Genomic DNA, 23922 nt, shown 5'->3' on the forward strand with positions numbered 1-23922 from the left:
TCTGTTCACTACCTGTTTCTGCGTAAAGGGGGATTATCGCTTTTTACTTTATGTTTGACAGTTTCACAAATCTGACTTCTTTAACTTTACCGTTCTCATCCGCCACATAGTCTCTCATATAGGAAAGTTCTTCCTTCACTGCATGTGCGGACGCAATCTGCAGCGGACTGGCCGGATGTCCGTTCATTTTCATCCGTACTCCCATCCGCTCATACTCCGAGAGTTCTACAAACAGATTCCTGTATTGCTCGTCCTCTATAATATCGCTCTCCATACTGTTTCCCTTTTCTTTCTGATAATCTGAAACAGAATTTTGAAAAACCTTTTTCTATGACTGCGGCCCGGAGTATCCCCTTGTGAAGTGCACAGGTTTCTTATCGTGATATATTATTTATGATACCCCGTATGCTGAAAAAGGTAGCACCGTTCCCGTTATTTTTCAAAATCATGAATCGTCTGAATTTATTAGTGGGTTCTTTTGTGATTAAATGAATATAAACTGAGAATAATTGTGATATGCTCTATTTTGATTCTATCGAACTGATTGCAGAAATGCTTTTAGTGAGATAAATCAAGGACTGCTTTGCATAAACTATATGCAGAAATGCTGACCGGAAAATAGATTCGTAAATATCCCCTCCTTTATTACTGTACACAGTCATCCGGGAATACTACCTCTGTCCAGATATTATACTCCTGTTTTCTGCGAATGCAAGTATTTTTTCTAAATTTTATTTACAGAATTTTATTTTTTGTTTATACTACTATTGAGTAAGTATAAGATTATTTACAGCTAGGAAGTGATTATATGAAAATTGAAAAGATCAATGAAAATCAAATCCGTTGTACCCTGACACGTGCCGATCTCGAGGACAGACACTTAAAGATCAGCGAGCTTGCCTACGGTACCGAAAAAGCGAAATCACTTTTCCATGACATGATGCAGCAGGCAGCCTTTGAATTCGGTTTTGAGGCTGACGATATTCCGCTCATGATCGAAGCGATTCCATCATCATCGGATTCCATCGTGCTCATCATTACAAAGGTAGAAGATCCGGAAGAGCTGGATACACGGTTTTCCAAATTTGCTCCTTCTCCGTTCGATGATACAGATACATCCAAAAAGGCTGTCCCAGACAAGCTGGAGGGTGCGGAAGAGTTTCTGCAGCTCCTTAATAAAGTCAAAGAAGCAGTTGCAGAAATTCCCGGAAAGAGCGGAAAGCCCGAAGCGGTCATCCGCCCGGCAGTCCGGCTGTTCTCATTTGGCTCCCTTGACCGGGTGATTGAAGCGGCGCATCTTCTCTCTCCGATGTATCAGGGTATCAATACGCTTTATAAGGATCCGTCCGATGGATTCTTTATCCTGGCTGTCACACAGTCTGGACATTCAAAAAGTGATTTCAGCAAAATCTGCAATATGCTGACTGAATACGGTATTCTGGAAAAGAGTACTCCGGCGTCTCTTGCATATCTGGAAGAGCACTGTGAGACGATCATTTCCCGCGAAGCTGTACAGCATCTTGCCAGTCTGTAAAATAAAGCGCTAAAAAACACCGTCTGCAGAATTTACTCACCTGCAGACGGTGTTTTTCTATTGCCTTACGGCTTATTCATTTGCTTTTAAGAAAGCATTGATTTTCTCTACTAATAATTCGGCGTCAATTCCATGAACCATTGCTGCTTCTTCCAGAGATTCCATCTGAGAAGCCGGGCATCCGAGGCAGTGCATTCCGATTTCCATAAGAATCGGAGCTACTTCCGGATGTGTATTTACAATCTCGCCAATCGTCGTAGTTTTTTCTACCTGAAAAGCCATTTTGAATTCCTCCTTATTTACTTGGATTTACGTATTCCTTATTATAATACCTTTTTTCCTAATACGCAACCAAAAAGCTTTCCTTTCCTCCGGAAATAATTGTCAGAATTTTCTATAATTTTTTGCCCTTTCAGAATCATAGTTTGATTATGAAAAAGTCAACCTTTTTTTCCGGTTTTTTCGACAAAAACTCAATTTTATTATTTCTTTACAAAACATCCGTTCTTTTAAAAGCCAAAAGTTATCCCCACAATTCACAACTTTTTCTGTGGAAAGTGGGGATAACTTTTGAAAACAACGCTATTTTACCCTTTTTTCATAATTTAAGTGTGGAAAACGATTTTGGCCCTATTTTCCATTTTTTTACAATTTATTACAAATTTGTGCATTTTGCTGATTCGCAATTTTTTCTCTCCGCGCCTGCTTAGAAAATCCGGCGCACTGTCAAAATACTCGTGTATGTTGCGGATGAAATTCCAATCCCATGTGCAGGATCCTGTGCGTTGACAATCTGACCGTCTCCCACATAGATTCCGACGTGACCATTATAACAGATGATATCTCCCGGCTGTGCCTCGGAATAGGAGACCTCGTATCCTGCGCTTCTTTGAGCCGAGGATGTCCTCGGAAGGGAAACGCCAAAATGGGCATAGACTGACTGGACAAAACCGGAACAGTCCGCTCCGTTTGTCAGGCTTGTCCCTCCCCACACATAGGGATTCCCGATAAACTGGCAGGCATAATCCACAACAGCCTGCCTCTGCGCCTGTTTTCTTTCGGCTTCTTCTCTTGCCCTCTGCTCTGCTTCTGCCTGAAGCCTTGCCGCCTCCTCTTCTTTTGTCTCTCCGTAGGAAAATGTAACCTCTGTTCCGTTCTTCAGCGTCTCCGCTTCCATCTGACGCACTTTCTGCTGCGACTGTCCTGCATCCATCAGATATTCCGACCGGATAAACCCGGTAATATTTCCGGACTGAACTGCCGTCCACTCTCCAACCGGTCCCTTCAATGTTACTGCATTTCCCGGATAAAGCTTTCCGGTCCAGTCACTGTCATCAGATGTGGCGCTTCTGACATAAATATAATCAGAAGAAATATTAACAAAGCCTGTATCTTCGTATTTCCCGTTCTGTTCCCTTACAACAAATTCTCCGTTTTTTTCTGTTTCTTCTATTATAATAGAAGATGCCTGATCCTCTGTCTTTTGTACCTGTCTGAGCAGTCCATCTGCATTGACTGCCGGATTTCCTGTCTGAACCGGAAGTTCAGCGGCCTTTGCATGGATCCCGGAGCCTGCTCCGAAAATACCGACAAAGGCAGCCAGTATCAGTCCCTTTTTGAAATAACTATGCATGGCATAATCCTCCTTTTATGATAGTTATGTATATTTTCTTTCGTATTTATTACATTTTTGTTACAAATGTTACGTTTTGTATTCTAACATATTTCGTTTTTTTGTCAAGGCACTTTCCTTTCTATATTCACTTTCAGTTATATTTTTTCTTGACAAAATCCGTGAAATTTTTTATTATAAATATAATAATTATTATCATTATTAATCGAAGGGAGGGTTTTTGTTGACAGCATTGAAATACAGCAGGCAGCGAGAATCGATTAAGGACTACCTGATGCATACAAATGCGCACCCGACTGCGGATATGGTTTACCTCCATGTCAAAGAACAGTTTCCTAATATCAGTCTTGGAACGGTATACCGGAATCTAAATCTTCTTTCTGACATGGGAGAGATCATCAAGATATCGACTCCAGACGGAGCAGACCGGTTTGACGGACGCACTGTTCCTCACTATCACTTTTTCTGTACTGAATGCGGTTGTATGGAAGATATGAACATGGCATGCATGAAACAGATTGACCAGCTTGCCAACGAAGCATTTGACGGCATCGTGGAATCACACTCCATTACATTTTATGGGAAATGCAGCCGGTGTCTTCAAAAGCATTCAGAAGCTGCTGCCATATAATTGTAAATAATTCATGAATTCCAAAATAGGAATTGACAAGCACACGGAAAAGTGCTATATTGATATCAGTAATTATTACTGATTTTTAACTAAGGAAACAAAAAAAACGAAAAGGAGATATGTGTTATGAAAAAATGGGTATGTACAGTATGTGGTTATGTTTATGAAGGAGAAAATCCGCCGGCAGAATGTCCTCAGTGCCATGTTCCTGCAGATAAATTCCAGGAAATGGCAGGAGAAAGAACATGGGCTGCTGAGCACGTAGTAGGTGTTGCTCAGGGTGTCAGCGAAGACATCATCGCTGATTTAAGAGCAAACTTCGAGGGAGAATGCTCCGAAGTAGGTATGTACCTTGCAATGGCAAGAGTTGCTCATAGAGAAGGATATCCGGAGATCGGATTATACTGGGAGAAAGCAGCATGGGAAGAAGCAGAACACGCTGCTAAATTCGCAGAATTATTAGGTGAAGTCGTTACAGACAGCACAAAGAAAAACCTTGAGATGAGAGTAGAAGCTGAAAACGGCGCTACAGCTGGTAAATTTGACCTTGCTAAACGTGCAAAAGCTGCTAACCTTGATGCAATCCATGACACAGTTCATGAGATGGCAAGAGACGAAGCTCGTCACGGAAAAGCATTCGAAGGACTTCTCAAGAGATACTTCAGCTAAGATACACCCAATATTCAGGAATTTAGGAGACGGTTCTTATGAATCGTCTCCTTTTTTCAAAGCCTTCCCCGCTTCACAGCGGAAAGATTGTTCTTTCAGATTAACTGTGCTATAGTAGGGATAACAAGTAATTTGTCATTAAAAGGAGGAAAAAAAGATGTCAAAATACGAAGGAACCAAAACAGAACAGAACCTGATGGCTGCATTTTCCGGTGAGTCTCAGGCAAGAAACAAATACACATTTTATGCTTCCCAGGCAAAAAAGGCCGGATATGTTCAGATTGCAAATATCTTTGAAGAAACAGCAAATCAGGAGAAAGAACACGCAAAAATGTGGTTCAAAGAGTTCCACGGCATCGGTGATGTAGCAGAAAATTTAAAAGACGCTGCTGCCGGCGAAAACTATGAGTGGACAGAAATGTACAAAACCATGGCTGAAGAAGCAAGAGCAGAAGGATTCGATGAGCTTGCTGCAAAATTCGAACTTGTTGCACAGGTAGAGGCCGCTCACGAGAAACGTTACAATAAGATTCTTGCTACATTCGAAGCAGGAAATACTTTCAAAGGAGACGCTCCTCTTGGATGGAAATGCAACAACTGTGGATATATCTATGAAGGCGAAGAGGCTCCGGAAGTCTGCCCGGTATGTGCTCATCCGAAGGCTTATTTTGAAAGAAAAGTAGAAAACTACTAAAATTTACTGATCAGAATCTGACAGGCACACAGAAGTGTGCCTGTTTTTATCAAAGGGGGGGGGGCCGGAATCTATGGATATTCAGGATTTTTACATTTTTCAGACTACAGCCCGTGAGGGGAGCATCACCAGGGCAGCAAAGCTCTTGTATATGACTCCTCAGGGCTTAAGTAAAATTATTAAAAACATGGAAAACGAACTGGACTGTACGCTCATCGACCGTTCCCCGCAGGGCATCCGGCTGACCGAAAGCGGAGAATGTTTTCTTCATCACTCTTTTTCCGTTACCGCTGAATACGGGAGCCTGAAAAAAGAGCTTTTAAATATCCGCCAGAGAAATCACGGCATTGTCGATCTGCTTTCCTCCTATGGAATTCTCCGCCTTGTCACTCCGGATTGTATTATGGCATTTCAAAAGCGTTATCCGGAAATCCAGTTTTCTTACCGGGAATACCCGGATCTTCAGACAGAGCGCCTGTTTCTGGAGAAGAATGGAAATGTTGCGTTTTCCATTGCCGATTTTGAGGATGGCCTCTATGATATCACAGAAATGGAAAGCTTTCCTGTATGCCTTCTTGTCAACGAGTCCCATCCTTTAAGCCGGAGAAAAAGCGTCACCATCGAGGACTTGAAAGGCGAGCCTTTATATATAGAAAGCGGACAATTTAAGATTCATCATCTGATCGTGGACAGATGCCGAAAGGCCGGATTTGAACCGAATATTGTCTTTGAAACGAGCGGCTTCAGCCTCTGCCATAAAATGGTGAAGGCCAATAAAGGGGTATCTGTGACAGTCGATTTTGTCTTCGAGGACATGAAATCCCAGGGACTTTGCCTTATCCCGTTTTCTGACGATACCTACGAATGGAAAATCTGTATGCTGACCCGCCGCGGGGAGCCGGTCAGTGAAGCTGTCACATTATTCTGCAACCATGTCATGGACTGGATGCGGGAAATTAAACTGGGGCATCTATCCAGGTAGTTGATGCCCCTCAATAAAACGCTTCTGCTTTTCTTCTTTTTCTACAATTTTCTCCAAAATATTCTCCTGTTTTTCATTTCCATTTTGTTAAATTTTCCTGCTCTTATAAACAATTTCAATTGATTTCAACAATTATTTCCTTTTTCTATTTCTCACCATTCTTCCTCTGCCTTATACTTTTACCACAGAAGTTACACATTCAAAGGAGGAAGAAAAAATGAACGTAAAAAATGAAGTAAGTGTAAGCAAAGTGCGCAAAGACGCTGAGGACTACTATAGAAACGGGTACTTCTGCTGCGAAGCTGTTATGGCATCTGTAAGAGACAATTTCGAGCTTGATGTTCCGAAGGAGGTCATTGCAATGTCTTCCGGTATGTCCGTAGGAGCAGGACGTTCCGGCTGTATGTGTGGCGCATTAAACGGTGGCATCCTTGCTCTTGGCATGCTTTTCGGAAGAACAGAGCCAAACGGACCGAAGGATCCAAAGGTTGTAAAATGTATGGAACTGACAAACGAACTTCACAGCTGGTTCCGTGAAGCAAACGGAAAGCACTCCGTATGCTGCCGTGTCCTGACAAAAGAATTTGACATGGGCAAGGGCGAACACAAAGAGCAGTGCATCTATTTCACCGGACTCTGTGCCGGAAAAGTAGCTGAGATCGTTGTACGCGAACTTGGACTTACAAATACAGATGAACAGACAGCTTAAGTGAGGGGCCAGCAACAATGAAAAATGTAATCAAAAAAGTACCCGTACCTTTGAGCGGGGTCATGCTTGGTCTTGCCGCCCTCGGCAATCTTCTGCAGAGTTATTCCGAGGGAGTCCGCTATTTCTGCGGTATTCTCGCAGGCCTCCTTCTGATCCTGCTTATCTTGAAACTGATTCTGTTTCCGGGCATGATCAAAGAGGACATGAAAAATCCGATCATGGCAAGTGTTGCTGCCACCTTTCCTATGGCACTCATGCTTTTGAGTACTTATGTAAAGCCTTTTATCGGAAATGCAGCATTTGTGATCTGGATTCTGGCAATCCTGCTTCACATCGTAATGATCCTGTATTTTACAGTAATTTTTATCGTGAAGCTTCAGATGCCAAAAGTATTTGCAAGTTACTTTATCGTTTATGTAGGAATTGCAGTTGCAGCAGTGACAGCTCCGGCATTCGGCCGGCTGACCATCGGAGCGGCCGCTTTCTGGTTCGGCCTGATTTCACTTGTTGTACTGCTGATTCTTATTACATACCGGTACATCAATTTTAAGGAAATTCCGGAACCTGCAAAGCCGCTGATCTGTATCTATGCGGCGCCTGCAAGCCTTTGTATCGCAGGTTATACCCAGTCGGTAGAGACAAAATCCTATGGACCGCTCATCGGACTGATGATCGTGGCAGCAATCCTGTATGTGTTCTCGCTTGTTAAAGCAGTGACATACCTGAAGCTTCCATTCTATCCGTCCTATGCATCCTTCACTTTCCCGTTTGTCATCAGTGCCATCGCGATGAAACAGGCTTCCGCCTGCCTGATGAACATGGGCAGACCAATCTCTTTCCTCTCCGGTGTGGTGACGATCGAGACCGTGATCGCAGTCCTGTTTGTTGCCTATGTCTTTATCCGGTTTATGGGATTCTTATTCGCAGGAAAGAAATAAGACACAGAAAAAAGGAAGAAATCATCCGCGATTTCTTCCTTTTCTTTTTACATCACTCTCTGATAAATCCGTTTCACCGGCAGATACAGGATGCTGACCGCCACAGCCATAAAGACTGCATTGAATACGGTTGCCGGAATCGAAGCGGTGGATGCTGCCACTGCCGCGCCGATACCGCTTCCTGTGAGAACCAGTCCAAGGATTCCCATTCCCCACTCAATGAAAATATTTAAAACTGCGTAGGCAATACTGCAGATCACAGCGCCCTGGTACTCCTTTTTCTGATCGCCGTCTGCTCTTTTTCGGAACCATGCGAACAGCGCTCCCACCAGAAGACATTTCACAATCGTCTCCACAAATACCTGCGGGATGGACTGTACATATCCATTGAGGAGGTCAAAAACGACAAGCCCTGCTGTTCCGGTGACGGCCCCTTTCCTGCCGCCCTGAAGAAGCATTCCCAGTACCACAAATACGTGTCCAAAGTGGATAAACGGTGTTCCGACCACCGCCGGAACCGGAATCCGGAACGCCTGAATCCCAAGGAATGTAATCGCCGTAAAAAAAGCCATACTTACTATCGTCTTGATTTTCCGGTCGTTCATTTCTTATACCGCCTTTGTCCTTCTTATCTCTTTCGTAATCAACCCGCTCTTTAAGAGAACCGGGCGGACCGCATTGTAAAGCAGTCCGGCAAGCACGATCGATACGACCGCATTGATCAGTGTCGCCGCCCCGTTGATCTTGGCCAGTGTCTCCGCCATCTGCTGCGGCTGTCCGAGAATATACTGCTTATAAAAATACCCCACAACAGGATCTGCGATCACATTAAATCCAAGCCCTGCCACACACGCCAGTGTGCTCCATTTCATCACATACTTTTTATCGGTACTGTCGTTGATCTTGGCGATTCTGTGCGCAACAAGCCCGACAATCAGACCAATCATGAATTTCAGCACGAATGTCTTCGGTGCTCCTACAATATAAATCGGATCCAGGAGGTCTCCGATTGTCATGCCGACTGCTCCGGCCAGCCCTCCGTAACCGCCTCCAAGGATCAGCGCCGCCAGCGCGCAAAATGCATTTCCTGCATGGATCGACGTCGCATCGCCGCCCGGAACCGGAATTTTTATCTGCAAAAACGCAAATGCTACATAACACAATGCCGCGAAAATCGCGGTCTGCGCAAGTTTAGTTGTTGTCTGATGTCTCTGATTCATAATTCTGCCCTCTTTCCTCTGTTTCTTGCCTCATATTATCACCAAACTGGATTCTTTAAAACATCCAGTTTTATTATTTTTAACCAGTCCAGTTGTGAATTTTAAATATTTTCTGTTCAAATCTTTATTTTTCTTTCGCAATTTTACTATTGATTTTTTGGAATATCGGATATAATATTAGCATATAGATTACGTAGTATCAAAAACTACATGTTGTTTTTCCAGCATGTTCAGACAGGAGGTAGTTTTATGAATAGACATAGCAGACATTTAAAAGATCCAGGAAGCGCCATTACACATTTTATCGGAATGCTGATGGCTATTTTTGCTGCAGTTCCGCTGTTAATCAAGGCCGCAAGGGAGCCGGATCATATTTATCTGATTTCCCTGAGTATTTACGCCCTCAGCCTGATCTTATTGTATGCGGCGAGCACCACCTACCATACGTTTGATCTCTCTGAGAGGGCAAATACGATTCTCAAAAAAATTGACCACATGATGATATTCGTCCTGATTGCCGGAAGTTACACCCCGATCTGCCTGATTACGTTAAAAGGGCGGACAGGAACCATCCTTCTTGCTCTCGTGTGGGGCATCGCCATTGTCGGAATTATCCTGAAAGCCTTCTGGGTATTCTGTCCGAAATGGGTTTCTTCCGTTCTCTATATCGGAATGGGCTGGACCTGTGTTCTTGCTTTCACTCAGATTTTAAATGCCCTTTCCCCGGCAGCATTCGGATGGCTTCTTGCGGGCGGTATCATTTATACAATCGGCGGTGTCATCTATGCACTGAAGCTTCCGATTTTCAACAACCGCCACAAAAATTTCGGTTCCCATGAGATTTTCCATCTCTTTGTAATGGGCGGAAGCATGTGCCACTTTATCGTGATGTATGCCTTCGTACTGTAATAATCTTACCGTAATAACCGGATTGCAAAATAAAAAGACCATGCACGATGCACAGTCTTCTCACCCGGCTCTGATCTGACATCAGGCCGGGTTTTCTTTTTGATTTTGAATCAGCTTTTCCTTTTCTTTCCGTGTCAAATGTTTGATCTCATATTCCCGCCTCATCGCCTCTTCTTTTGAACAGAAGCTCTCATAGTAGGCAAGCGCAACCGGACGTCTCGTCTTCGTATATCTGGCGCCTCTGCCGTCGTTGTGGGCCTTCAGGCGCTTTGTCAGATCATTGGTCCATCCGGTATAAAGTGTCCCGTCACTGCACTTCAGAATATAAGTATAATTTTTCTGGATCGTTTCTTTCTTCTCCTCCATGTTTCCTCCTAAAAAGGTGAATATGCTCCCTCTTTAAACCGCTTCAAAAGAATAACCGCCGCCACTGCAGCGATGACTTCTCCGGCCGGAAAAGATATCCACACCCCTGCAGGTCCGAAAACGCGGGACAGCAAAAATGCACACGGAATCGTGATGACAAACTGCCGCAAGAGTGAAATTACAAGAGAATGCTTTCCCTCTCCTATCGACTCAAAAACTCCGGAATAAATCACACCGATAGTGGAAACCAGAAATCCAAGGCAGATAATCCGAAGCGCCGTAATTCCCGCCTGCAGAAGAGACTCTTCCGCATCAAACAGCGCGAAAATCTGTCCCGGAACAGTAAGCGACAGCACCGTACCGATCAGCATAATACATCCTGCGGATAACAGGCTGTACCGGATAATGCTTCTCACCCGCTCTTTTTCTCCCGCTCCATAATTATAGCCGATCAGCGGCCTCATTCCCTGCACAATTCCATTCGCCGGCATATAAATGAAAGTCTGAAGCTTATAGTAAACTCCCAGAACCGCCACATACACATCCGAAAATCCTCCCAGAATCCGGTTAAGCACACTGACCAGAACCGATGGCAGCGTCAGCATAATACTGGATGGAATTCCTACACTGTAAATCTGCCGGATCATTGCCTTATCCAGCTTCAGATACTTCGGATGGATCTGAACGGCAAACCGCCGTCTCTTATATACGACAATATAGAGCAGAAACGCCGTAATCTGGCCGATAACCGTAGCGTATGCCGCGCCTTTTACTCCCATGGCCGGACAGCCGAGAAGTCCGAAAATCATAATCGGATCCAGAATGATATTGATGACCGCCCCGGTCGCAAGAAGAATCATCGTAATCTTCATCTCACCGATTCCCTGAAAAATCTTCTCAAAGGCAATCTGCAAAAGGCACCCAAAGGACAGACACAGTACAATATAAGTATAATCGCACGCCAGATCCACAATCACTTTATTTTTTGTGAACATCGCAAGAAACGGTTTTGTGACAAGCAGTCCAAGAATCACAAATAAAATACAGTGAATCACCGTCAGCGCAATTCCAATAGTCGCAGCCCTATTCGCTTTCTCCTGCCTTCCGGCCCCAAGATGGATCGCAATGGCCGAACTGATTCCGACTCCGATTCCGACCGCCACCGATGTCACCACGTTCTGCAGCGGATACGCAAGAGAAACCGCCGTCAAAGCGTCCGTTCCAAGCCTTGATACATAAATACTGTCGACAATATTATACAGCGACTGAATCAGCATGGAAAGCATCATAGGGACCGACATGGACATCAGAAGCGGAAATACCTTTCCGGTCTTCATAAACTCATTCGTCTTTTCCATTTTCTCTCTCCTTCTTCCACAGAATAAAAAAGACCATATGCCTGTTTAATTCTGAAACAGGAAAACCATATGATCTTTGCTTTGCTTTTCAATTTTGACCAATTTATGTTATCACACCACGGCGGGACTGTCAAACATATTTTCTCCGACAGAATTTGACAATAGTTATCAAATGATTCCGCCGTTTGCAATCATTTCTACTCCGCTCGAAACATCCCGTATTCTTTCGGCACATGTAATATGCCATTGGAAGTATGTTGAAGTAACATATTCTTAACATCCTGCTTAGGCACATTCCGCAACGGCATCATGCTGGATAACGAATAAATATATTCGACCATATCGTCCACTTCCCTTACTTGCAGCGAATCCACATATTCTAATTTCTCAACTTTTGAGAAAACTTTTCCTAGTATTTCGTACCCATTTTGAAGTGTGAAATTTTTATTTATGCTGTCTTCAACCCCATATTCAGAAAATAATGTCGTGAGATATTCTGTAATACCATGTTCTCCATAAGTAGCGCAATAAAATTTTCCACCCTTTTTTAACACGCGCCTTACCTCTGTCAACGCTCTATGTAAATCCGGCACATGATACAGCATCATATTGGCAATTACGATGTCAAATGTTTCGTCCCCAAACGGTATATCCTGAATATCAATAACCTGGTATTCAACATTATCATGGATGCCGACAGTTTCTTTGGAAACCTTGACCATACCAGCAGAAAAATCAGAAAGTACCAATTTTGAGCAGGAAGCAATCATTGCTTCTTTGTCTTTCCACATATCTCCTGTTCCGCATCCCAATTCTAACACTTTCATCCCATCAGAAATTTCATAATTAGAAAAGATCCAGTTTCCAAACCCCATTTTATTCGTTGAATATTTTTCGTGAATAGCGATTCTTATATTCAAATTTGTTTCAGTTGCATATTGCTGCTTTACGACTTCTGCATCATTCCAATTACTCATTGCCGTCTCTCCGACTCCTTTCCCCTGGCATTATAAGTTGATTTTAGCATATTTATTTCTCTTAGTCACATACGTTTTCAGAGTTCCCACGGGAGAAGATTGTAGATATTCTGACCTCCCCTTAGCTACAAAAATTCACAGGGAATAGGTTGAATTTCTCCTATTTTTGGATATAATAAAAGTAACGAAAGCAAAGGAGGTTTCCCTATGAATATCAATACAAACAATCTGGTCTCCATTACAGAGGCAAACCAGAATTTCTCTAAAGTAGCCCGCCTTGTAGATGAGAGCGGCGCAGTAGTCATCCTGAAAAACAATGTTCCCCGTTATCTGGTTATGGAGTTTTCGTCAGCTGAACAGGAGCAGCTTGCTGCTGATGAGGATGTCATGTCCATTTCCCGGCGCTTGATTGAAAAGAATCGTCAGGCTTATGAGGTGCTTGCCAAATGATACGGCTATCCAAATCACAAATACTTCTTATCCATGACCAGCTGATTACCGAAACCGGCGGTTCGTCCGGGCTGCTGGAGAGATAGAAGCACAGGAATTGCTTCACTGGATTCTTTCACATCAGATTTAAAAGTCACACCCCTGTGGCAGAAAAGATAGAAGTCCGTAAAAGATTATAAAACAGGGGGGGTACAACACTGAAAAATCCAGGGGGCACTCTCTCCGTCAGAGCCGCCCCTGGATGTTATTCGCTTAAATATTGTAACGGATCAATCGGCTGTCCGTCTTTGCGGAATTCAAAGTACAGATTGCACCCTTCTACGCTGTAGTATCTGGTAGGTTCCGCCAGATAGCCGAGCACGGTTTTTGCTTCTACGCTGTCCCCGGTCTTGACCTGTACATTCTGCAGCTGTCCGTAGATGGCCTCATATCCGTTTCCCATGTCTACTGTAACGGTCGTTCCTTCCTGCGGCGTTTTGTCGATGGATTTGACAATTCCTTTTCCTGCGGAAATGACCTGATCGTTGACAGCTCCTCCGATAATCAGAGCCGGATTGTATTTATATTCCTCCAGTGTTGCAAAGTACACGGTCTTGTCCATGCTGTAATTCATCAGAACCGCGCCGCTGACCGGCCAGATCAGCTTGTCGCCCTCGCTGAAATTGATCTCGCTGCCGGCCCCTGCCGTTTCCGCGGAATCAATCGTACTGCTGTCTGAATCTACTGCGTTTGCGGTACTGTCCGTGCTGGAAGTTCCGCTCTGGGATGTCGTCCCGCCGGAAGCTGTACCGTTATCTGCCGCATCTGTGCCGGAGGATGCAGGATCCTCTGCCTCTTCAGAAATACCGCTGCCGGAAAAATCAGATACTCCTTCTTCTGTCACATCGTCTGTAGAATCATTGATTACATCCCCCGCATCTGCGCTCTGGTATTCTTCCAGCTCCTGACGGCTTTCCTCCTCAATCTTTGCCATCTCATTTTTAACATTGCTTTTGTATTGCTGAAATGTATAGACACCCGTCAGAACTACTGCTGCCGCCATGCAGACTGCCAGCCCGATTTTTGCTCCCCGACGTTTTTTAGGAGCGCGCTTATTGTTGTTCATCTTCATCACCTCTGGCATTATCTTTGCCAGAAACCAGGAAGCTTATTCTGTGTCTTTCAAAATTTCCGCAACTTCTTTTAAGACAGTTTCTTCAAAAAAATAATTCAGAATCTCTTTGTAGTCTTTTCCCTCTTTCGCCATGGATTCGGCCATATTCTGGCTCATTCCAAGTCCATGGCCGATACCCTGAGTGATGACGATCGTTTTTTTATTTTCTTCTTTCAATGTATAGCAGGACGAAGCAAGCTCCCACCGGTCCCGGAACGTATCTCCATCCATTGTCTCTTCTCCCTGCCTGATCTCCAGCACATATCCGGCGCTGTCCTGCTTTGTGATTTCATACCCGGTTCCATCGATTTCTTTTGACTGAAACGCATCCTCCGCATCCTTGTCTTCCGCACAGTCTACACTTTTCAGGTACGGATACTGATCCGTTCCGAGTGCTTCTTTCGCATCTCTTGTCTTTCCATTTGTCAGACGGCAGTACGGTGTATATGCCGGATGATCCTCATAAACAAGAATTCTTTCTTTCGTCTCATTCCACGCTTTTGAAAGCTTCTCATAATATTCCTGCATATGGCTCTTCCACTCTTTTTCCATTTCGTCCACTGTATAAAAATGATCGGTAAAAACAAGTTCTTCTCCTTCTTTTTGCTCTGTCATCTTTTTGTAGATCCCGGTCCGCACAATGACCGCCTGCGCTTTGATCGTCTCTATATCCATCTCCATCGAGATCTCTTTTGCCAGCATGCCCATTCCATACGCGTCCAGAGACATGGTCAAAAGCCTGTCATCTTCCCCGCTTTGCACCATTACTTCTGTTTCCTCCTGCCGTGGAGGCGCCAGGCGCATCGGCCCGTTGATAAAAATCGTGATTACATATGGCAGCGCAATCAGAAGAAACAAAATACAGCCATATTTTTTCCATTTCCGAAGCATAAAAAACCCTCCCATACAACGTATGAGAGGATTTTTATTCTTATTCCTGTCCTTTTTGCAGGCGAATTATGCATCAACCTTAATGTGGTCCAGATGCCAGATGTCATCTACGTATTCCTGAATCGTTCTGTCAGAAGAGAATTTGCCGCAGCATGCAACATTCATGAGCGCTTTCTTAGCCCATCCTTCTCTGTCTTTATATGCTTCTTCCACACGTTTCTGTGCGTCTGCATAAGAACGGAAGTCTTTCAGAATGAAGTATCTGTCCGCACGTTCCTGACCGTGTGTGTTGACAAGTGAATCGTAGAGATCTCTGTACATCTCCCTGTCTCCATTGGAGTACGTTCCGTCGATCAGCTGATCAACGACTCGTTTGATGTCCCAGTCATTAAAGTAAATATCTGCCGGATTGTATCCGCCGTTGTTCTCAAAGTTGATAACCTCATCGGATGAAAGTCCGAAGATAAATGCATTTTCAATTCCAACTTCTTCAACGATCTCTACATTGGCACCATCCATGGTTCCAAGAGTCGGAGCACCATTAAGCATAAATTTCATGTTTCCGGTACCGGATGCCTCTTTGGATGCTGTGGAAATCTGTTCGCTGACATCTGCTGCCGCAAAGATGATCTCTGCATTGGATACACGATAATCTTCGATAAATACAACTTTGATCTTTCCGTTGATGCTCTTGTCATTGTTGATGACATTCGCAACAGAATTGATCAGCTTGATTGTCTCCTTGGCACGGACATATCCTGCCGCTGCCTTCGCACCAAAGATAAAAGTTCTCGGATAGAAGTACATCTCCGGGTGATCTTTGATCTGATTGTACAGGTACATCACATGAAGAATATTCAAAAACTGACGTTTGTATTCATGGAGACGTTTTACCTGCACATCAAAAATCGATCTCGGATCCACTTCAATTCCATTATATTTCTTAATATATTCTGCCAGGCGCAGCTTGTTCTGGTATTTAATCTCACGGAATTCCGCAAGCGCTTTTGGATCATCCACATATTTTTTCAGCCTGCTCATCTGAGACAAGTCGGTAATCCACCCATCTCCGATGCGCTTTGTCACCCAGTCTGCAAGGAGCGGATTTCCATGCATGAGGAATCTTCTCTGGGTAATTCCGTTTGTTTTATTATTGAATTTCTCCGGCATCATGTCGTAGAAATCTTTCAGCTCCTCATGTTTGAGAATCTCTGTGTGAAGTCTTGCCACACCGTTTACAGAATATCCCGCTACAATGGCAAGATGTGCCATTTTCACCTGACCGTCGCGGATGATAGCCATTCTGGCAACTCTTCCTTCATCCCCCGGATATCTGGAGCGGACCTGTTCAATAAATCTGCGGTCGATTTCCTGAATAATCTGATAAATACGCGGAAGGAGTCTGGAGAACAGATCAACCGGCCATTTTTCCAGGGCCTCCGCCATAATTGTATGATTCGTATAGGCAACTGTCTTTGTCGTCACATCCCATGCTTCATCCCACTCCAGTCCTTCCTGGTCAATCAGGAGATGCATCAGTTCTGCAACTGCCAGTGTCGGATGGGTATCATTCATCTGAATGGTTACTTTCTCATGAAGTTTACGGACATCGTCATGCTTCTTCTTATACCGTACCAGCAGCGCCTGAAGGCTGGCAGAGATGAAGAAATACTGCTGTTTCAGACGTAATTCTTTTCCTGCATAGTGGTCATCACAAGGATAAAGCACATCTACAATCATCTTTGCCAGATTTTCCTGTTCCACCGCATGTCTGTAATCACCGCGGTTAAACGCGTCCAGATGGAAGTCCGTAATTGCTTCCGCATCCCAGATTCTCAGTGTATTGACTACATGATTTCCGTATCCGATAATCGGCATATCATACGGTACAGCAAGAACAGAGCTGTAGTTTTCCTGAATGAAATTGTTCCGTTTCGTCACAGGGTCGTATTCGATTCGTACATCTCCTCCGAAACGGACTTCTTTTGCGTACTCATCACGGCGAATCTCAAACGGGTTGCCGTCCTTGAGCCAGTTGTCCGGTACTTCCACCTGATATCCGTTCTCGATTTTCTGCTTGAACATGCCGTAACGGTAACGGATTCCGCAGCCGTAGGCCGGATACCCCAGTGTCGCAAGGGAATCAAGAAAGCAGGCTGCAAGTCTTCCGAGACCACCATTTCCAAGAGCCGGATCCGGTTCCTCATCCTCTACCGCATTCAGATCGATTCCCATCTCATCCAGCGCTTCTTTGACTTCTTTATATGCAGTCATATTGATCAGGTTGTTGCCCAAAGCCCTTCCCATCAGGAACTCCATGGACATGTAATATACTGTCTTTGGATCTTCTTTTTCCATTTCTGCCTGCGTCGCAAGCCAGTAATCAATGATCGTCTCTTTTACGGCAAGGGAAACTGCCTGAAAGATCTGCCGTCCGGTTGCTTCTTCGATTGTTTTTCTATAAAGGTTTTTAATATTATTCTTTACTTCCTCTTTAAAAGCTTCTTTCTCAAATCTTTTACTGTACATCTTCCTTTTCCTTCCTGAACATTTTGAATGTCTGATGATTAGTTTTCTTTTGCCACTCCAATCGTAACAGCCTCGCCGTTAATTTTCCACTCTTTTACATAGCCTGCCGGCTCTGTTTTTTCCATGGATACAGCAAGAACATCTTCTGAAATTTCCTGTCGGTTCTCTGCGAAAACAGTTTCTGCTTTCTCACTTCCAGTATATGTTATATGGATCTTGTCTGTCACTTCGAAACCGGCTTCTTTTCTCATCGTCTGGATCTTACTGATGATTTCACGCACAAATCCTTCTTCCAGAAGTTCCGGTGTCAGATTGGTATCCAGAACAACTGTAATTCCATAATCGCTTTCAGATACATATCCTTCTGTCTGTGTCATGTCAATGAGCAGATCCTCTTTTGTAAGAACTACTTCATTTCCATCAACTGTGAATTTCAGTTCGGAATTGCTCTCAAGATCATCCATTGCCTGATTGCCGTCCAGAGTCTCGAGCTCTTTCTTAATACCGCCAAGCAGCTTTCCGTATTTTGGTCCGACTGTCTTTAACTGTGGTTTGAATGTGTAGGTTGTAAATGCCCGGACATCCTCTGTCTGCTCCATTTCTTTTACATTGAGCTCTTCTGTAATAATCTCTCTGTAATATTCCGGAAGTTCCTCCACACCTTTGACAAACATCTTGCCGATAGGCTGACGGTTCTTGATATTAGCCGCATTTCTGCATGCACGGCCCATTACAACGATCTTCAGAACTTCGTCCATGTAGCGCTCCAGTTCCGCGTCGATGTACGCCTCATTTACCTCCGGGAAGTCGCACAGATGAATGCTTTCCGGCGCACTCTGATCAAGACTTCTTACGAGATTCTGATAGATCTCTTCTGTCATGAACGGAATCATCGGAGCCGCCGCTTTTGATACTGTCACAAGCGCTGTATACAGTGTCATATACGCATTGATTTTATCCTGTTCCATTCCTTTTGCCCAGAAACGCTCGCGGCATCTTCTGACATACCAGTTACTCATATCATCTACGAATTCCTGCAGTGCTCTTGCAGTCTCCGGAATCCGGTAATTGGCAAGATTGTCATCTACCGTCTTTACAAGCGTATTGAGTTTGGAAAGAAGCCATTTGTCCATGACGGACAGTTTTTCATATTCCAGTTTATATTTTGTAGCGTCAAACTCATCAATATTCGCATACAGTACGAAAAATGCGTACGTATTCCACAGTGTTCCCATGAATTTACGCTGTCCTTCCTGGACTGCCTTTCCATGGAACCGGTTTGGAAGCCACGGTGCGCTGTTGACATAGAAGTACCAGCGGATCGCGTCGGCTCCGTAAGTTTCAAGAGCCTCAAACGGATCAACCGCGTTTCCTTTGGACTTACTCATCTTCTGGCCGTTTTCATCCTGCACATGTCCAAGAACAATGACGTTCTTATACGGCGCCTTGTTGAAGAGCAGTGTGGAAATCGCAAGCAGAGAGTAAAACCATCCTCTTGTCTGGTCTACCGCTTCGGAGATGAAATCTGCCGGGAACTGCTGCTCAAACAGTTCTTTATTCTCAAACGGATAGTGATGCTGCGCAAACGGCATGGATCCGCTGTCAAACCAGCAGTCGATCACTTCCGGCACACGGTGCATTTCCTTTCCGCATTTTGGACATTTGATCGTCACTTCATCGATATATGGACGGTGAAGCTCGATATCGTCCGGGCAGTTGTCGGACATTGATTTCAGCTCTTCGATACTTCCAATGGAATGCTGATGTCCACATTCACATTCCCAGATATTCAGCGGAGTTCCCCAGTAACGGTTCCGGCTGATACCCCAGTCCTGAACGTTTTCCAGCCAGTCGCCGAAACGGCCTTTACCGATGCTTTCCGGAATCCAGTTGATCGTATTATTATTTCGGATCAGGTCATCCTTTACTTCTGTCATGCGGATAAACCAGGATTCTCTTGCGTAGTAGATCAGCGGAGTGTCACATCTCCAGCAGTGTGGGTAGCTGTGCTCAAATTTCGGAGCTGAGAAGAGAAGTCCTCTCTTGTCCAGATCCTCAAGAACCATCGGGTCTGCTTTTTTACAGAAGATACCCGCAAACGGTGTCTCCTCCGTCAGTTCTCCCTTTCCGTTTACAAACTGTACAAACGGCATATCATAGCGGCGTCCCACCTTGGCATCGTCTTCACCGAATGCCGGTGCAATGTGAACGACTCCGGTTCCGTCTGTCAGTGTAACATAGGTGTCGCACAACACGTAAAATGCTTTCTTATTCTGCTTTTCTGCTGCCTTTGCAGCTCCTTCATAGAGTGGAATGTATTCTTTGCCTTCCAGCTCTTTTCCTGTATAGCGCTCTACAATTTCATAGGCCTTTTCGCCTTCTTCCTTTGCAAGTCCGCCGAGCACCTGATCAAGAAGTGCCTCTGCCATATAATATACACGTCCGTCAGCTGCATTTACTTTCACATAGGACTCGTCCGGATTTACACAGAGAGCCACGTTGGACGGCAGTGTCCAGGGCGTTGTTGTCCATGCAAGAATATAAGCGTCTTCATCTTTTACCTTGAAGCGCACGATTGCGGAACGCTCTTTTACGTCCTTGTATCCCTGCGCTACTTCCTGCGCGGAAAGCGGTGTTCCGCAGCGCGGGCAGTAAGGAACGATCTTAAATCCTTTGTAAAGAAGTCCTTTCTCCCAGATCTGCTTTAATGCCCACCACTCGGACTCGATAAAATCATTGTCATAGGTAACATACGGATGCTCCATGTCCGCCCAGAAACCAACTGTAGCAGAAAAGTCCTCCCACATACCTTTATATTTCCATACACTCTCTTTACATTTACCGATGAACGGCTCAAGACCATATTCTTCGATCTGATCTTTTCCATCCAGTCCAAGCAGTTTCTCTACTTCAAGTTCTACCGGCAGTCCGTGGGTATCCCATCCTGCTTTTCTCGGAACCATCTTTCCTTTCATCGTCTGATATCTCGGAATCATATCTTTGATAACACGGGTGAGGACATGTCCGATGTGCGGTTTTCCGTTGGCCGTCGGAGGTCCGTCATAGAACGTGTATGTCTCGCCTTCTTTTCTGTTTTCCATACTTTTTTCAAAAATATGGTTTTCTTCCCAGAATTTTTCTACTTCTTTTTCTCTGTCAACAAATTTCAAATCGGTTGAAACTTTCTGATACATGCTCTTCTCTCCTTTTAGAATTTTTCTAAGAAAAAAAACTCCCGTCCGTAATAGGACGAGAGTATAATCTTTCGCTGTACCACCTGTTACTGCATACGTTCATATGCGCTCTTGGTAACGGCAGAATACCGGCAGCGCTTAGTAGGATTCCCGTTCAGCGTCTGCAGCTCGGAAGTGATCTTCAGGCAGGGTCTACTTACACCGGGCTCACACCATCTCCGGCTCGCTGAAGGCTTTTGACATCTGTCTTACTCTCTTCGTCATCGCTTTTTCGATATATTTATGTATGGTCTGTCCCATACTTCGTTTATTATACTTGATAGTTTTCGTATGCGTCAAGTATTTTTACCATCTTTTCCTTCCGCGCCTTCTGCTTCTTCTGGCGGCTCTCTTCATTCTTCTCCGTCTCTGACGCTCCAGACGCTTCTGCCGTCTGCTCGTCCTCAGGAACGATCTCCGTCTTCTTCTGCGGAATACCAGAATCAGAATCACAACTGCCACAATGATTACAGCCGCTGCCGCTACGATCACGATCCACTGTCTTCCCTCGAATACATTTTTGATGGTGTCCAGAACCGATGCTGTTCCCTGCTCTTCTTTTTCCTTCCGGGCCACGGCTTTCTCATCGACATCCGCTTTTGCTTTGCCGACAGTCTGTCCTTCATACGTCAGATACAGCATGGACTCTCCATTTTCTTCTCCGGTCTCAAACTTCAGGTCTTCCTGGGAAGCGTCAGCCGGAAGACTTACATAAACCGGTTCTGTCTCCGTGACAGTTGCATGTGCTTCTTCCTGTGCCTGCTCCAGAACACTGCTTTCTACCTCCTGCCGGGTGAAATTCTCAAACGCGTAATCCAGAATACTTCTTGTATCATCATAAATGTGCTGGCCTCTTGTCTCCATCTCCACGCAGACAAGGTGCATTTTTCCGTTGTCCGCAAGAGTAATCAGCGTATTTCCGGCCTCATCAGTATATCCTGTTTTTCCTCCGACACAGTACTCATAATAATGATCGTTCCAGCTGACCAGCATCTCATGCCTCTGCTGGAATGTCCGGGACTCTGTCTCCAGATTGGTAGGGCCAATCGTATGCTCATATGTCTGCATGATTTCCATGAGCTCAGGATGAGAAAACAGCTCTGACGAAATCAGTGCCATATCATGTGCCGACGTATAATGATTTTCATCCTGCAGGCCGTGCGGATTGACAAAATGCGTATGGGTGGCACCAAGCTCCCCGGCCCGGTCATTCATGGCCGCCACAAACTTTTCATATCCCGTTCCGGTTCCTGAAAGTGTATTGCCGATATTTTCCGCAACCGCGTAGGACACCTCGTTTGCCGATGCCAGGAGTACCCCGTACAGCGCATCCGTCAGGGATATCTCCTCTCCCGGCCGCATCCCGATATAAGCGTCCCCCGGTTCGAGGAAATCCACGCTTTCCTGTGAGATCGTCACCCGTCCAGTCTCCAGATCTCCATTTTCCGCCGCCAGAAGTGCTGTCATCACTTTCGTAATACTCGCCGGATAGTGCTCATCATCAATATTCTTTGCATAAAGTACCGCCTTTGTATCGGCATCGATCACAATGGCCGACTTTCCATAGACTGCAGGACCTTCCGGCCAGTTTTCAACCTCATTACTCTGAACCGGAAGCGCATAGGACTGCTTCGCCTCCTCCTCTGCATCCGCCGCACTGACTCCTGATGCGGGCACTGTAACCGCTGCAATACAGAGCAGTCCTGCCAGTATTTTTTTCATTTTTCTTTTCATCATATGTCTCCCCTGTTTTTCTTCGTACCTTATAGTTTACCATATCTTCGGAAAGAAAGTGAAAAAAATCCACTTTTCCATCCACTTTTCTTTTTACACATCCTGATTCCTTTTTTCCACGATATTCACACCGTTTTTCTCCACATGCAAAACTGTCCACCTTATGTGGATAAAGTTGTGGATAACTTTCTTTTTTTCCTCTTTTCTTTCCCCGGTTTATTAGTATCTATCCTTCAGTTTCTCTTAAAAATCGGGCTTTTCCCTACTATATCCGCTCTATTTTCTTTTATTCCCTCTTTTCCCTATTATGTGGATAACTTTTTCTTCAATCTGGTTTTTTATCCTCCTTTTTTACCCTTTATCCACTTTCCCGTGTCGAAAACCAACTATTTTTTTCTACGTATTCTCCAAGCTTTATCCAAACGTTTTTGGAACATGTCCACAAAGTTATCCACTCTTTCCACATAGTTATCAACATCCTGTATCTAAAATTTTACTTGACACAAGACTATGATACGATTTTCATAAAATTCAAAGAAAAAAAACACATATTTTTTACTTTTTCTTTCTATACTTAATTATAATACCTGGTTTGCTATTGGAACATCAAAGGAGATGATTGGTAATGAAATCTTATAGAGCTTTAAAATGGATACAGGGTATATTCATCGTATTCTTTTTTATGGCGTTTTGTATTCTGCTCCGTGCTGAACACTTTTTATCCACGGAATATTCCATCTTTCTCTTTTCCGGGCTTTTCGGATGCCTTGCGTTTCTGGCTTTTGATCTGATTTCCTGGAACCGTCAGAAAAAGAAAGAACAGCGGCTGTTCCAGCTGGCCCAGACAGATGCTCTGACCCGGCTTCCGAATACCTCCGCACTAAAAAACGAACTCGTAAAGCTTTCTGAAACAGTACTGGAAGATGACATTTCCTGCGCGGTGATTTCTTTTGACAATATCCACCGTCTGAACCGTACTTACGGGCACGAGGCGGGAGATGCTGTATTCCGGGAATTTGCGGATATTCTCCGGGTTTCTGCGGAAGATCTGTGTTTTATCGGCAGAAAAAGCGGCCGTACTTTCCTCGCCATCTTCCGGGAAAACTCCCACGAAAAGACAGAACTGTTTCTGGAAAGGCTGAAACGCGGCGTGGAGATTCACAATGAGACAAACGGACTGCTGCCGATCACCTACCATGCGGAAGCAGCTTACAATGATGAACTTCATTATGTATCTATTTACGATCTGATCAAAATCCGGTCCGGGAAACGACGACAGCAGGCATAACCAACAGGAAAAATGCAAAAATAT

General features: G+C 44.5%; 24 protein-coding genes. 10 read left to right on the plus strand and 14 right to left on the minus strand.

Annotation, left to right across the window (positions count from 1 at the left end; translation table 11 throughout):
* Nucleotides 1-43: 43 nt before the first annotated feature.
* On the minus strand, nucleotides 44-274 hold the full coding sequence (locus tag B5G11_RS01295) for a hypothetical protein (RefSeq protein ID WP_087166553.1): 231 nt from the start codon (nucleotides 272-274) through the stop codon (nucleotides 44-46).
* Between the two features lie 534 nt (nucleotides 275-808).
* On the opposite strand from B5G11_RS01295, the gene B5G11_RS01300 reads away from it, so the two are divergent.
* Nucleotides 809-1534, plus strand: coding sequence for an adaptor protein MecA (locus tag B5G11_RS01300; RefSeq protein ID WP_087251881.1), 726 nt, complete (start codon nucleotides 809-811; stop codon nucleotides 1532-1534).
* Between the two features lie 72 nt (nucleotides 1535-1606).
* Here the strand turns inward: B5G11_RS01300 and B5G11_RS01305 are convergent, their stop codons facing one another.
* Nucleotides 1607-1816, minus strand: coding sequence for a DUF1858 domain-containing protein (locus B5G11_RS01305; protein WP_087251882.1), 210 nt, complete (start codon nucleotides 1814-1816; stop codon nucleotides 1607-1609).
* A 424-nt stretch (nucleotides 1817-2240) separates the two neighbouring features.
* Nucleotides 2241-3167, minus strand: a complete 927-nt coding sequence (locus B5G11_RS01310; protein ID WP_087251883.1) for an NlpC/P60 family protein — start codon at nucleotides 3165-3167, stop codon at nucleotides 2241-2243.
* Between the two features lie 223 nt (nucleotides 3168-3390).
* Here B5G11_RS01310 and B5G11_RS01315 point away from each other — a divergent pair, with 223 nt between their 5' ends.
* The 6 genes from B5G11_RS01315 to B5G11_RS01340 all read left to right on the plus strand — a co-directional run bounded on the left by B5G11_RS01315 (nucleotide 3391) and on the right by B5G11_RS01340 (nucleotide 7790).
* A complete protein-coding gene (locus B5G11_RS01315; RefSeq protein ID WP_087251884.1) occupies nucleotides 3391-3798 on the plus strand; it encodes a transcriptional repressor in 408 nt (135 codons plus the stop codon).
* A gap of 126 nt (nucleotides 3799-3924) precedes the next feature.
* Nucleotides 3925-4467 (plus strand): NADH peroxidase, encoded by a 543-nt coding sequence (locus tag B5G11_RS01320; protein ID WP_087166548.1) that lies wholly within the window; start codon nucleotides 3925-3927, stop codon nucleotides 4465-4467.
* A gap of 157 nt (nucleotides 4468-4624) precedes the next feature.
* Nucleotides 4625-5161, plus strand: coding sequence for a rubrerythrin (gene rbr / locus B5G11_RS01325; protein WP_087251885.1), 537 nt, complete (start codon nucleotides 4625-4627; stop codon nucleotides 5159-5161).
* A 73-nt stretch (nucleotides 5162-5234) separates the two neighbouring features.
* On the plus strand, nucleotides 5235-6143 hold the full coding sequence (locus B5G11_RS01330) for a LysR family transcriptional regulator (RefSeq protein ID WP_087251886.1): 909 nt from the start codon (nucleotides 5235-5237) through the stop codon (nucleotides 6141-6143).
* 217 nt (nucleotides 6144-6360) lie between these two features.
* On the plus strand, nucleotides 6361-6852 hold the full coding sequence (locus B5G11_RS01335) for a C-GCAxxG-C-C family protein (RefSeq protein WP_087251887.1): 492 nt from the start codon (nucleotides 6361-6363) through the stop codon (nucleotides 6850-6852).
* Nucleotides 6853-6869: 17 nt separating this feature from the next.
* Entirely contained in the window at nucleotides 6870-7790 is a 921-nt protein-coding gene (locus tag B5G11_RS01340) for a TDT family transporter (protein WP_087251888.1), read from the plus strand.
* A 47-nt stretch (nucleotides 7791-7837) separates the two neighbouring features.
* On the opposite strand, the gene B5G11_RS01345 is transcribed toward B5G11_RS01340, so the two are convergent.
* Complete coding sequence (locus B5G11_RS01345) at nucleotides 7838-8395, minus strand: ECF transporter S component (RefSeq protein ID WP_087251889.1); 558 nt, start codon at nucleotides 8393-8395, stop codon at nucleotides 7838-7840.
* 3 nt (nucleotides 8396-8398) lie between these two features.
* Nucleotides 8399-9010 carry an ECF transporter S component gene (locus tag B5G11_RS01350; RefSeq protein WP_087251890.1) on the minus strand — a complete coding sequence of 204 codons (612 nt, stop codon included), beginning with the start codon at nucleotides 9008-9010 and terminating at the stop codon, nucleotides 8399-8401.
* Nucleotides 9011-9259: 249 nt separating this feature from the next.
* Between B5G11_RS01350 and B5G11_RS01355 the strand changes: the two genes are divergently transcribed.
* The gene (locus B5G11_RS01355; RefSeq protein WP_087166544.1) at nucleotides 9260-9919 is read left to right on the plus strand and encodes a hemolysin III family protein; all 660 of its coding nucleotides are present in this window, start codon (nucleotides 9260-9262) and stop codon (nucleotides 9917-9919) included.
* 81 nt (nucleotides 9920-10000) lie between these two features.
* Here the strand turns inward: B5G11_RS01355 and B5G11_RS01360 are convergent, their stop codons facing one another.
* From B5G11_RS01360 to B5G11_RS01370, 3 genes are all read right to left on the minus strand, one after another.
* Complete coding sequence (locus B5G11_RS01360) at nucleotides 10001-10285, minus strand: GIY-YIG nuclease family protein (protein WP_087251891.1); 285 nt, start codon at nucleotides 10283-10285, stop codon at nucleotides 10001-10003.
* 8 nt (nucleotides 10286-10293) lie between these two features.
* Nucleotides 10294-11643 carry an MATE family efflux transporter gene (locus tag B5G11_RS01365; RefSeq protein WP_087251892.1) on the minus strand — a complete coding sequence of 450 codons (1350 nt, stop codon included), beginning with the start codon at nucleotides 11641-11643 and terminating at the stop codon, nucleotides 10294-10296.
* A 197-nt stretch (nucleotides 11644-11840) separates the two neighbouring features.
* Nucleotides 11841-12620, minus strand: a complete 780-nt coding sequence (locus B5G11_RS01370; protein WP_087166541.1) for a class I SAM-dependent methyltransferase — start codon at nucleotides 12618-12620, stop codon at nucleotides 11841-11843.
* A gap of 207 nt (nucleotides 12621-12827) precedes the next feature.
* On the opposite strand from B5G11_RS01370, the gene B5G11_RS01375 reads away from it, so the two are divergent.
* Nucleotides 12828-13070: a type II toxin-antitoxin system Phd/YefM family antitoxin gene (locus B5G11_RS01375; RefSeq protein ID WP_087166540.1), complete on the plus strand. Its 243-nt coding sequence runs from the start codon at nucleotides 12828-12830 to the stop codon at nucleotides 13068-13070.
* A 244-nt stretch (nucleotides 13071-13314) separates the two neighbouring features.
* Here B5G11_RS01375 and B5G11_RS01380 read toward each other — a convergent pair whose 3' ends face one another.
* The 6 genes from B5G11_RS01380 to B5G11_RS01400 form a co-directional block, all read right to left on the minus strand.
* Complete coding sequence (locus B5G11_RS01380) at nucleotides 13315-14193, minus strand: M23 family metallopeptidase (protein ID WP_242958844.1); 879 nt, start codon at nucleotides 14191-14193, stop codon at nucleotides 13315-13317.
* A gap of 24 nt (nucleotides 14194-14217) precedes the next feature.
* The gene (locus B5G11_RS01385) at nucleotides 14218-15114 is read right to left on the minus strand and encodes a SpoIID/LytB domain-containing protein (protein WP_158099175.1); all 897 of its coding nucleotides are present in this window, start codon (nucleotides 15112-15114) and stop codon (nucleotides 14218-14220) included.
* A 66-nt stretch (nucleotides 15115-15180) separates the two neighbouring features.
* Entirely contained in the window at nucleotides 15181-17643 is a 2463-nt protein-coding gene (locus tag B5G11_RS01390; RefSeq protein WP_087251895.1) for a glycogen/starch/alpha-glucan phosphorylase, read from the minus strand.
* 38 nt (nucleotides 17644-17681) lie between these two features.
* Complete coding sequence (ileS, locus tag B5G11_RS01395) at nucleotides 17682-20837, minus strand: isoleucine--tRNA ligase (protein ID WP_087251896.1); 3156 nt, start codon at nucleotides 20835-20837, stop codon at nucleotides 17682-17684.
* Nucleotides 20838-21044: 207 nt separating this feature from the next.
* Entirely contained in the window at nucleotides 21045-21176 is a 132-nt protein-coding gene (locus tag B5G11_RS16845) for a hypothetical protein (protein ID WP_255396377.1), read from the minus strand.
* Nucleotides 21177-21182: 6 nt separating this feature from the next.
* A complete protein-coding gene (locus tag B5G11_RS01400) occupies nucleotides 21183-22598 on the minus strand; it encodes a D-alanyl-D-alanine carboxypeptidase family protein (RefSeq protein WP_158099176.1) in 1416 nt (471 codons plus the stop codon).
* 637 nt (nucleotides 22599-23235) lie between these two features.
* Here B5G11_RS01400 and B5G11_RS01405 point away from each other — a divergent pair.
* On the plus strand, nucleotides 23236-23898 hold the full coding sequence (locus tag B5G11_RS01405) for a GGDEF domain-containing protein (RefSeq protein WP_087251898.1): 663 nt from the start codon (nucleotides 23236-23238) through the stop codon (nucleotides 23896-23898).
* The last annotated feature ends 24 nt before the right edge of the window (nucleotides 23899-23922 follow it).

Origin of the sequence: Drancourtella sp. An57, from assembly GCF_002161525.1 — a bacterium.
In the GTDB taxonomy this organism is placed as follows: domain Bacteria; phylum Bacillota; class Clostridia; order Lachnospirales; family Lachnospiraceae; genus Sellimonas; species Sellimonas catena.